Origin of the sequence: Bacillus cereus group sp. BfR-BA-01356, from assembly GCF_022663635.1 — a bacterium.
Classification (GTDB): Bacteria; Bacillota; Bacilli; order Bacillales; family Bacillaceae_G; genus Bacillus_A; species Bacillus_A cereus.
Genome location: NZ_JAKUFX010000158.1, coordinates 1 through 12228, shown reverse-complemented (window position 1 = coordinate 12228; position 12228 = coordinate 1). Strand labels below are relative to the sequence as shown.

Below are 12228 nucleotides of genomic sequence, written 5' to 3'. Positions count from 1 at the left end.
TATCTAGAAATATCTTGAGACGTCCAAGTATTTTCTTTATTACTGGACTCTTATTAGAGAGTAAAACTAAGCCTGAGATAGGGCTTAAATATTAATATACGAGGGGAATTGAGAATGGATCAAAGAATAGAAGAAGTTAATTATAAACTAATAGACAATGGTATATTTTTCAGTGTGAATAAGACTCAACTTGCACGACACTTTCTAAATAATGTTCTTGAAATCGATGTATGTAATCTAAACAAAGAAGAAGTTACTAAAATAATTTGTGAGAAATATGGTTATAAATTAAAACAGTTACCAGATGAAGAAGAAATCTATCTATTTGTAGCTCATAACATAATGGGAATTAAAGAGGATAAAGAGCCTTATGAATGTTTTAACCATGAGGTTTTTCTTGTAATGAAGGATTTAAGAAAAATTAATTTTATGATCCAAGAATATGAATCAAAACAGCAAGTTAAAGATATTGATAGATATGAAAAGAAAAAGTATCAATACTTAGCTGAAAAGCTTTATAAGGCGAAAGATGTGATATGTGAATATATGACAGGAGAAATCAATTCATGTATATATAAAGAAGTAAAAGATTGGAGTAAACCAAATGGATTTCCTAGCTCCGGTAGTTTTAATCAAATGTTACCGAGTCGATATGCTTTTAGAGGTAGGGAAGAAGAATATGAAATGTCAGTTTTTGATGGATTGAATTATAAATTTGAATTTATTACGTTACAAGAGCGAAATGAATTGAAACTTCTACACAGTAATAATAAAGATGAATTTAATGAACGTGTGGATAGATATATAATTACACATGAAATTGACAATAAAATATTATCTCTTATAGAGGAAAATCATGTACTTAATAAGAGAGGAATGCTTAAACAAGCAATAGAAATTTATAAAGAAGATATGATGGAATTATTCTGCCAGATTATACCTCTTCAAATTGAGGGGATAATATATGATTATTGTATTGAGTTAGGGGTTTCTTCAGCAAATATAGAACGTACCTCTTTGGATAGAAAAATAGAAGAGATAGTAAAAAAAGATAGACGGTTCAAATGTCATGAATATTTTAAGTATGATTTTATTGAGTTAAGAAATACAGCAGCGCATGGAAGGTTGCACGAGAATGTTAATTTCAAAGATACTGCAAATATGTTAATTTTAGATTTAATGTATTTATGTGATGCTTTAAATAATTCTAATGCGCTAGTGGTTAACAGAATGAGAAGCCTTATAAAGAGGTTTGAAGAAAACTTTAATAATGATTATGTACCTATAGACGGGATAGTATACTCGTTTATAGCAAAATACAGAGATAAGTCCCTTCCATCTATTTATGAGAAGGAAAATGTAATACAAGAAATAAAAAAATATGCTATGAGCGATAATTTTTTGAGATATATACATATTCACATAATGCATCCTTCGTTGGTATCAGAATTATCACCGGAACAGAAACAAGAAATAAAAAAAATTATAGTTTATTTAATGCGTTCAAAAGAAATTAAAGAGCGATGTGTAAATTTATTGAAATTATTAGCAGATAATTCAAAAGAAGAATTAGTACATAAATAAGTATGCGCACCATATTAGGTGAATAGGAGGAGAATATGGATCAGTTAAAACAATTGTTTCAAAGTACATTATTAGTGGCATACCCACTATTTCAAAATATAGAAAATAACGAACGAATCTTTAATAAATGGAGAGGACTTTGTACGTTAATTAATAGCGATGTTAGTTATTTAGAGGATCCTATGTACACATCTGTCTCCTTTAAAAAATTTGCAAATTGGATATCGTATAAGGAATCCCAAGGTGTTGGTATTATGGAAATTGTTGCTCAAATAGAAGGATACCGACCAGAAGTATTTGAATTACTTGCTAATGATATAGAAAAAGAATTTGAAATTCTTTTAGTGAAACAAAAACAAGAAAAAAAACATACAGAGGAGCAGCAGAGCTTCATCGAACATAGTAGTGCTGGTTTTATGTACCATTTAACAGACACAATTGCAAAAAATAATTTTACAGAAGATAAGGAATTGAATGCCCATATTGCTGAGCTACCAGATAAGAGTAATAGCCTTGTTGTGGTATCTTCACGTTTTAATGATGGTGATATGAAATTAAGAGGCGCAGGGGAGTTAAATAGATGGAATACATTAGTTGATTCTACTTTTGTTGATCGTGTAATGGATGATTTAACTGCTGATTGCTTGGATATTGTAACAGAAATATGGGTGAAGTCAGCAAGCACGGAAAGTAGTCCAGTACATATAGGTTACGAAGAAATATTAGAAATGTGTAGTATGAAGCAGGTGAGAAATGGTAAGTCCTATTATCGTAAAGAGGACCGTTTAAAGATTATGGAGCGTTTAGCTGCACTGGCAAGTATTTTTATATATGTAAACGAAGATAATGAAATAGTTATACTAAATGATGATGAGAATCCAAATGAGTCACTTGCTTATAAAAAGCAACGAGTACGAAGACTATTCGTAATGGATGAAATAGTATTTGCTAAAGATATTGATACCGATGAAATGTTAGGTATTGAAAGTATGAATGTTGCACCTGGAACATTTTTATCTAAGTATTTATATGGATCAGAAAAATTGACTGGTTTGTTATCGAAAAAGGCCCTTGAATACAACAGTAAACAACAGCGATATCATAAAAGATTGACTAGGTATTTAAGTTGGAGATGGCGAATTCAGCAAGCTTATCAGCATTTAGTACACCCTTATTCAATCGGTGGTCCAAAAGGTCTTATAAGTGTTATGGGTGTAAGCATGAATCAAAATCCTGCCAGAATAAGAAGTGTATTCGAAAAGACACTTGATGACTTAATGCGTGATGAAGTCATCAAGGAATGGCAATACCAAACACCGATTGATGAGGGGAAATGTTCTGGGCGTAACTGGCTTGAGAATTATTGGTTAAACCTTAAAGTAACGGTTACACCTACTGATGAGTTAGTATCGTTACAGCAAGAGCTTTTACAAAAGAAAAAAATAACTCCTAAGAATAAATTGATGGAAACAGTGGTAAAAGATCCAGTAATAGAAGTACAGGATATGGAGATAGAAGAAATTCAAACATCTCAATTAGAACAGCAACAGGTAAATAGGGATATTAATTGGTATCAGCAGAAGATTCTCCAATATAAAGAAGAAAATAAGTGTAGTTTAAGAGATATGGCAAAAGAAATAGAGATATCACCATCTAATCTTTCAAAATTGTTAATAGGCAAAAGAAAAAGATTAAGCGAAGAAACACATAATAAGTTAGATAAATGGATTGAGCGTCAAGAGGTAGTTAATCTGCTGTAAATTATGGTTAAATATAAATCAAAAAAAGCTGTTGGAAACAAACGAAAAGTGTATGTTTCCAATAGCTTTTTTTGATTATACAGTTACACGGATTAAAAATAGTATCTTTATTAAAATCATAATGCATTTATAAATTCGTCAAATATAATTTTCACCTCTTTCTTAACAGAATCAAACACCTGTTATAAAGTTGTTAAAAAAATGCAAGGTTTATTCAACAATTGGGCGAGAGAATATGGGAGTTACATACCTTTTAAGTAGATTCTGATCTACCTGTTTAAAACTAAAAGTTTCGAGTAAAGATATGGTTAGTTGTTGTGTAAATAAATGGATATTTAAATACAAATGAATATATATTTTATATTTGATAAACAAATTAATTTAATTAGTATTTTCCTTAATAATAGAATCAATTGTACTTTGTTTTATTACCCCTGATTTTTCTGATTTAAGATGACAAAAATTTTTCAAAGAAAAATTAATATTCTCCAATGCTTTTATCAAATCAGATATTTTACTTGATTCCTTACTAAACAATTCTTCTAAAAAATTTTTTTTAAAAGGCATCCAAATTAAAAAGACAGACATAAAAATTAAAAAACCTAACATTAATAGATACTGAATAGCTTCTGCTGATGTCTTAATTTCATGATTATAAACCCAGCTATTGAAAGCTGACCATACTGGAATCGTAAACAAGAAAAATAAAGAACCATAGCTAGACAAAAGTTTTAATACATTTAATTTCTCGGTTTCTTCTTTTTTTTCCTTTAACACCTGTATTAAAAATTGTAATGACTCTTCATTGAATTTAGGATCATTATTTAAAAGTTCTTTCTTAAATAAATATGATTGAACAATTAAACAAATAAAAACTTGCCATTGTTTGCTTTTAAACGAGATATTATATTTATTAACAGAAATCAAAATAGCTGGTTTTACTACAACATAATGCATACATACCAAAAACAAAATCATATAAACAAAAAAGAAAATCATATAAATATAGAAAGAATCAAATTCAATATCATGTTCGACAAAGATGTTTAAAGAAATAATAACTAAAGCGGCTATTGAAATAAAAGTAGCAACCAAAAAAATAATATTTTTTAAAACATACTTATAAACTAAATTCCATTTACTTAACTTTTTCGAATAAAAATTAAATAACTCCAATTCAAAATCAAACATATAATTCTCCTTACTATTAATAATTATACCTTTTAATAACATTATCACCAGTTCTACTATCGATGTAAAAAATATAGCAATTACCATACCCACTTAAAAAACAATTTAATATACAAGACCTTTTGAATTTTTACGCTGTTCAAATTCAAAAATAACCATCGGAAATCTATGAAATATTAAACCTATTTTGAGGATAAATTATTCGAACTGAATACATATTAATGTTATATTAGAATAACATAATAAAAATAACATAAAATAATAAATTCATGTACAAAACTATAAATTAAAAAAATTGATAGGATATATTTCTAAAACATATAAAGCACCTAATTAATCTGTTACCTAAATTCTTTAGGGGACAGGTGGTTTGATTTTTCTTGAATTCGCACACAATTTTAGGAATGGATGTATACTAGTACCATCTTTCGCACAGTTTTGTTTGGTTTTTTGTTATCTTTTGTGAGTAGAAAACTTCACTTTTTAAATGACCAAAGCAGCTTGCTATAAAGGCATTATCATGGCAATTTCCTCTCCGGAATATACTGATAATTATGTCGTTTTCTTTGGCATACGCTTGAAACTTCTTGCTGTATAAATACTTCCTTGATTCGATTGTAGAAGGACATTTTTACTTTTGCCCTCTTATTGCTTGTTTTGATGTCTTCACTGCTAATGCCAGTGTTTATAATTGCTTGATGACTTAACTAATAATTTCACGATTAAAGGTATCCATAATCGTTGATAACTAAAAGGTTACGCTCACCAAATAATAGATTAGACATATCCGTAAACTATGTTTCATTTTGTATGGATGAATCGAATTGACATTCCAATCGATGAGGGTCTATCCCTGGTTCCACACCATTGATGTATTTCTTTTTTTGGCACACTTTTGAAAGAATATAATTTTGTCTCATAAGTCTTAATACTTTTTATGATTCACAAAGCCGAAGAGTAGGAGTCACTCTTCGATATTCATATCGTAATTTATGCCTAAGACAGATGTCCTAGATTTTCTTTTTTACCTTATCTATAAAATATTTTGTTCGTTATAACCACCGATAAATGTGGAACAGGGTAATTCTAATACGTTACACAATTCTTTTACAGTTATTTTTATGTTTAAACAGTTCCATAAAGTAACAACAAATTCCGGTTTCAACTCCTTTTAATTTCCAGATAATTTCCGTATATAAGTAATTTTGTTTTTAAGTGTTTATTTTCTAAGCGTATTTGTTCCAATTCATTTAATTCTTTTGGCACTTTTCTATAAGAATATTGTTTTCCTACAGGGCGACTAAAACAATACGTTTCACCTTCACGATGCCACTTCATCCAAGTTTTAATCTGTGCTTAATTTTTAACTTCTAATTGATCCATAATTTCTTTGTTTGTGTACCTTTGTTTTTTCAGCTCGATTGTTTTCCAGATAATTTCTTCTAGATAAGATTTTCTCATTCCCATACGAGGTGTTTTTTCATGTATCTCTATTCGGCTTCACTCATATCAAATACTTAAGTTTTTTTAAAATTCCCGTAGTCTTTTTATATTATATATCTAAAAAATTATATGATATTTATCCATTAATATTTTTTATGTAAGAAAATAATAGGGTATTTAAAATTCTGTAAATTATAATTTATAGAATTTTGGAGTGGTTAATATAGATTTGTATACAAATTAGATACTATTTATTCATTTTTAAATATGAAACTGATATTATCAAGTTTTTTACGCTTATTTGGTATCTTTTTTAGATACTAGTGTTATAATGGATAACAAGGAGGGAATTAAATGAAAAAAATAGTGGGTGAAAACATTAGGATATACTTAGAGGCGACAGGACGAACTCATCAATGGGTTATGGATAAAGGCGGAATTCCAAAGGCGACTTTTTATAAGCTATTAAAAGGAGAGGGCGATTTAACAAAAGGAATAGAAAAAATAAACGAATTGTTTGGAATAAAAGATGATTTTTATTTCTATAATTCAGAATTTAAACCACCATTAAAATTAGAAGATAAATTAAAAAGATCTGATATACGAAATTTTGCAGCTGCAAATTATGTAGCCGTTGAGGGCGAAGAAACAGAATTCAAAAATACTTTAGATACTTTAGACGATTTCATAAGAATGATTGAACTATTAAAGCCTTATAATAATTTAAATAGAAATGATTTTATATAATATTTTTTATCTAATACTTAACATTAAATATAGCCTATAAATTTTTGGAGTATACAACGTTGAATTTTATCTACAAAGGGATGTGAAGAAGAATGATAAATAGCACTAATATCAGGGAAGTTATAGAGCAGAATCAAAAAATACTTCCTTCAATATTGGTAAACGTAGAAAGTACAATTGAAAAGGGAATTCATTTTAAATATAAAACTATAGAAAGTATACGTAATTATTTAATGCAGAAAACAGAAGTACTACTTTTCCCGAGCAAATCTTTATCTTATGGGGGAATGGTGTTATATCGAAATGGCTCTTTTTATATAAACATAAATACTTTACAACCGAAAACATATGAGAATTTTGTTTGGGCACATGAATACTATCATTTTGAATTTGAAAAGGATCGAATCAAAAATGCGGATGATGTAACTTTTGTGAATAATCCAGTCCTAAATGAAAATGAGCGTAGAGCAAATCTTTTTGCTGCAGAGTTGTTAATAAATGATGATGTATTAAAAACTTTATTTCAAGAAATAAAATTAAATTACGTTAATGATTCTTTGGAGAAGAATGTAATTAGGTTAATTCCAGCTTTTGAATTGCCTTATAAAACTATGGTAATTAAATTAGCACAAGAAAACCTGATTAGTATGGAAGATGCAGAGAGAATTATTGATCATGATTACCGCCATAATTTACCACAAGATTTTGATCTTTCAATTTTAGAACCTACAAAAGCAATTAAGATTGATGGATTAAATAAATTACTTGAATCAGAATCCGTTCAAGAAAATATGCTTGAATCAGATTTTGAAAGTATTCAAAATCTAGCAAATCAGCATTTCAAACAACTGGAGGCTATTCGAATGGAAATTTAAGGAGGAACAAATAAATGGACCAAGTAACCAATACACCAGAGACGAACCAAGATTCAAAATGCAATGGAATAGAACCTTATTTACAAGATGGTAGGAAAAATGATAGGGTTACACACTATTATATATTGGATAATAATGTCCTATCAGATTTAGCAAAGTTGGCAAGAGAAGAGCAAAGTTCCTTCAAGGAGTTAATGACATGTTACAAAGGAACAGTATTTATAGTACCGGAAATGGTAATGGAAGAGGCTATTAGGAATTTACCTGGACAACAGTGGGTTGATGAGAAATATTTGAACTTTTATCAGGTAATGAGTGAATTACATATTCCCATTTATCTTGAATCTGTTGAGCATAATTATCAGATTTTTGCAGAGGGTTATGGTAGTAAGGAGGAAGCCTTCCTTCAGTATAAAGAGATAGCCCTAAATTCAATAAGTAATATTGCTATTCAAGGTGAACTAAGAGAGGCAAAATCATGTAAGGATATTGAAAAAGCTTATTCGCAGTCCTTGAAAGATGCTGGCGAACGATTTATTTTTCTTTATGCGCATGCGATGTTACAAGATAAAGTAAATAAGATTTCTATTTTGAGTAATGAGATAAAAGGTGTCTACAATGTTTGGAAAGCAAATATGAGAAAAGGTGAATTATTGGAACTTGTCAGAGTTACTAGTCATGAGGAATATTGTGAAAAACTGCGACCTGTATCATATAATTGTATTCTAGTGAATTCCTTGAAAAAGAATCCAACATTAACTAGTGAACAGAAAAAGTCATTATTACAAATTATGAGGGACAGTAAGATAATTGGTAGAAATGTTTATTATTCTCAGAAATCATGCAATTTAGTAGATACTAGGGCAGATATGAACAATGAGGAATTTATAAACTTTATTGAAAAACATGATGATTATAAATTAGCGTTTTAAATTATGCAAGTTTTGAAGTGTTCTATACTTTTGTATGGGACATTTTTTGGTTTATCTATTTTAAATAGAAGAATCTTACTTCGAAAATAAGAATGGTTCCGTTTTAAACTATGTATTTGGGGAAGATAGGGTGACCTATATTGCTCATGTTCGTGAAAATAAAAATTGAGTATAAACTGCGGAAGTGCTCTTATTAAAATTAGTTAAATTACTACAAGCTTTATTTTTAAATAAAAATATTCTTAAAAAATGACTTAACTAAAGTAATGGTTAGGTCTTTTTCGTATGCTTATTTTATAAATAAATAAGGTTTAATTGAGATTAGAGTGAAGATTAATATAAAGTTTTGGTTTTATAAAGTAGAGTAGATAATATATAAGTAGAAGGTAATTGGAGAGAGGGAACCAAATTGTGTAAATGTAGGGTTTGTGAGACAAACAACAATGATTTTCATTGCAATATAGCTGGGGATAATATTTGTAGAAATTGTTGTAATGACTTTCAATTAAGAAACTTTAAAGATAGTTGGAGTGGTTTAGTAAAGCTAGTTAAGGATGAAATGGAAATTTATAACATTAGCGAATGTTGCCTAAAATGCAAGGGGTTAATGAGAAATCAAAGGGTTGAATTAACAGGGGACGGATCGATAATAAATTATGGCTACAATGGCAAATATGTTTTTAATGATATGGTTGATTCTTACTCGTATAAATTTTTCAATAAGAAAAAAATAGTATTATTAGAGTCTATGAATTCACTAGATATAACTGGAGTATATGATTTGGCGGAAGGATACTATCTTTTAGAAGAATATGAAAAAGCAATAGATTTATTAGAAAATTTGGAGGGGAAGGACACTGATAGTAAAGTGTTGTTACTGCTAGGAAAGGTGTATTTTCATGCCAATAACTTACAAGCTGCAATAGATTGTTTATTAAATTCTATAAAAATACATGGGGATAATTCAGAGACTTATCGTATACTGGGAGAGGTATATCAAGCAGATAATAATCTTATAAATAGTGCATATTATTTTAATCAAGCAATCAAGTATTTTAAAATAGACGCGTATGATAGACCAAATGATTATTTTCCACAGTATTCATATCTTGGATTAGCAGTAGTATATTCTAAGTTGAATCAGCATAATGAAGTAATAAAATCAGCGGAAAAATTTTTAGAATCTCAATATAGTTGGGATACCTTGGTAGAAATGCTTTATGAGCAAAGATCCGGTGAAAAGAACTATATAGGTTTCGGTGGTTTTTTTGCATGCGCTACTATATATGAATTAATGGCATTGAGTTACTTAGAGAAAGAGAATCTAATGCTAGCTGAAAAATATATTGACCGTGCTCAAGAATTAAATCCTGAAAATACAAATATTGCAACGACCAAAGGGATAATTATAGGTAGAAAGCATAATGATGGGAAAATAAGTGAGTATAGAGAGCAAATTAGTTCATTAAGACAGAATATAGAGTTGAGAGCTAGTAGTATTAACAAACTAAAAACGCTAAGACCAGAAGAACAAGTCAAACTGTTTACGGGAAATGAAGAAGAAAGTGTGTGGGGTTTCCTGGTAGGGAAAATATTTGATAATTTAAAGACAATCGAGAATTTATCACCAATTGTTACGCCATCTCAGAATAAAGCTGCTGAAGAGGATAGATATACGGATTTATTTAAATCACATATGGATTCTAATTTAGTAGATACCTTTGGTTGGATTACTCATACTCAGAGTAGAGGTGGATACACACGGAAAGAGATGGGAGATAGAGGGGGAATAGGAGAAAGGGATATAGTAATTCGTTCTCATCAAAATAAAGACTTACTAATGGGTGAAGCTCTAATATTGAAAGGGAAAGATACTGCAAGCATAAAAACCCATACTAAGAAAATTTTTGGATATGATATAGGGAATTGTAACTTCCACATAATTATTAATTGGGGTTTTAGCGAAAAGCCTGATTCAGTCTGGAAAGATTATAGAAAATTAGTAATTTCTCGGCAAGAGGGTATTTATGCAGTAATTGAAAATGGAGAAACAGAGAATTTATATCCAGGGATTAATAAACAAGGAATAAGAACATTTTACACGAAACATTCTACAGATGTTGAGAATGAGGTTGCTACTGCGATTCATGTGTACGTTGATGTATTAAAACAAATGAAGCGTGAAGGTGCTGAATTAGCAAGGAAGAAGTAGAACGATGTGATTAGAAGATTTAATAAATAAAATTCTTCATCATATTATAAAACTATACATTCTTGTTTATTAGTTAGCTAATAGCTATGAAAATAAAATTAAATATATCGGTGTACAAGAATGAATTGATTTAGAAAGTCCTTTGATTTTTTAGGTGCGAATGTATAGCAAACATGAAATTCCTAGTACATTCGCACCTAGAATTCTCATAATGTATGATGGGGATTTATGATTTTTATACAAAATACTTTAATAAATAAAAATATTTTTATATTTTTGAATAGAATTAACGTATTTGTGATTGATTTTGAGCACAAATCGGTGTCGCACCTCATATAGGTGCGTGGATTGAAATACAAGATACGAGAATTTAATGACGTCACCCACATGTCGCACCTCATATAGGTGCGTGGATTGAAATTATTGTTACACCTTTAGAGTATCCGAGTAAAAAAGTCGCACCTCATATAGGTGCGTGGATTGAAATTGGGTGGCAATGTTTGCGTTATTAGTTCCGAGTGGTCGCACCTCATATAGGTGCGTGGATTGAAATACAATGGGAAAGTGTTAGGTTATGCACGTTTTAAAGTCGCACCTCATATAGGTGCGTGAATTGAAATGAAGATAGTAGAAGAAATCAAAAAAAGTGTATGTCGCACCTTATATAGGTGTGTGAATTGAAATTTTGTTGCTCCAGTCGTTATGATCGTCTTTGCAGTCGCACTTTATATAGGTGCGTGGATTGAAATTAGGAGTTATTAATGGCTTTAGATGTTAGACCAGTCGCACCTTATATAGGTGTGAGGATTGAAATTACCTCGGGTTTATATTTATCTGGAATGCCCATAGTCGCACCCTATATAGGTGCGTGGATTGAAATTTTGCAACTAGCTCAATTGTTTTTCCGTTTTCAGTCGCACCTCATATAGGTGCATGGATTGAAATTACCTCGGGTTTATATTTATCTGGAACGCTCATAGTCGCACCTTAAATAGGTGTGTGGATTGAAATATAATATCACAATTTTGACAAAATTCAGTCATGATTGCACCTCATATAGGTGCTTGGATTGAAATAGTTTAGTAGATACTCAACTAGAAGTATCTATATCTGCAGTATCTAATACAAAAGTAAACAGTATAAAATGGAGGGAGATTGAATGACCTACATTGCTCATATACGCGAGAGTGACAGTCAAGTACAAACAGTCGAAGAGCATTTATTAAGAGTAAAAGAACTAGCTGAAACCTATGGAGAAAAAATTGGTATAAAACATTTAGCTGGTTTAGCCGGTATGCTCCATGATATGGGGAAATACACCAATGAGTTTAAAGAATATATATTGGAAGCAGTAAATAATCCTAATTCTCCACCTAAAAAGACCTGCGGTAGTATGTCAACTGAAAAATAATATCTTTTGAAGTTATCAAAGGACAAATTGCTTAAAAAAGACATCACGAAACTAGACCAGTATTTTATGTAAA

The 12228-nt window shown here is 29.9% G+C and carries 7 protein-coding genes and 2 pseudogenes; 7 read left to right on the top strand and 2 right to left on the bottom strand.

What is annotated here, in order from left to right; all coding sequences use genetic code 11:
* Positions 1 to 114 precede the first annotated feature (114 nt).
* Both MR168_RS29525 and MR168_RS29520 read left to right on the top strand, forming a co-directional pair.
* Positions 115 to 1584: a hypothetical protein gene (locus MR168_RS29525; protein WP_000372779.1), complete on the top strand. Its 1470-nt coding sequence runs from the start codon at positions 115 to 117 to the stop codon at positions 1582 to 1584.
* Positions 1585 to 1619: 35 nt separating this feature from the next.
* Complete coding sequence (locus tag MR168_RS29520) at positions 1620 to 3344, top strand: helix-turn-helix domain-containing protein (protein WP_000372481.1); 1725 nt, start codon at positions 1620 to 1622, stop codon at positions 3342 to 3344.
* Positions 3345 to 3725: 381 nt separating this feature from the next.
* On the opposite strand, the gene MR168_RS29515 is transcribed toward MR168_RS29520, so the two are convergent.
* A complete protein-coding gene (locus tag MR168_RS29515; RefSeq protein WP_000459233.1) occupies positions 3726 to 4535 on the bottom strand; it encodes a hypothetical protein in 810 nt (269 codons plus the stop codon).
* Positions 4536 to 4936: 401 nt separating this feature from the next.
* Positions 4937 to 6002, bottom strand: a pseudogene (locus tag MR168_RS29510) (IS3 family transposase); the annotation flags it as partial.
* Between the two features lie 330 nt (positions 6003 to 6332).
* On the opposite strand from MR168_RS29510, the gene MR168_RS29505 reads away from it, so the two are divergent.
* The 5 genes and pseudogenes from MR168_RS29505 to MR168_RS29485 form a co-directional block, all read left to right on the top strand.
* Positions 6333 to 6725: a hypothetical protein gene (locus tag MR168_RS29505; protein WP_000724860.1), complete on the top strand. Its 393-nt coding sequence runs from the start codon at positions 6333 to 6335 to the stop codon at positions 6723 to 6725.
* A 92-nt stretch (positions 6726 to 6817) separates the two neighbouring features.
* A complete protein-coding gene (locus tag MR168_RS29500) occupies positions 6818 to 7600 on the top strand; it encodes an ImmA/IrrE family metallo-endopeptidase (protein ID WP_000610947.1) in 783 nt (260 codons plus the stop codon).
* A gap of 14 nt (positions 7601 to 7614) precedes the next feature.
* Positions 7615 to 8532, top strand: a complete 918-nt coding sequence (locus MR168_RS29495) for a hypothetical protein (protein ID WP_000373088.1) — start codon at positions 7615 to 7617, stop codon at positions 8530 to 8532.
* 559 nt (positions 8533 to 9091) lie between these two features.
* A complete protein-coding gene (locus MR168_RS29490; protein ID WP_230676012.1) occupies positions 9092 to 10744 on the top strand; it encodes a tetratricopeptide repeat protein in 1653 nt (550 codons plus the stop codon).
* A gap of 1159 nt (positions 10745 to 11903) precedes the next feature.
* A pseudogene (locus MR168_RS29485) lies at positions 11904 to 12146 on the top strand (CRISPR-associated endonuclease Cas3''); the annotation flags it as partial.
* Between the last annotated feature and the right edge of the window lie 82 nt (positions 12147 to 12228).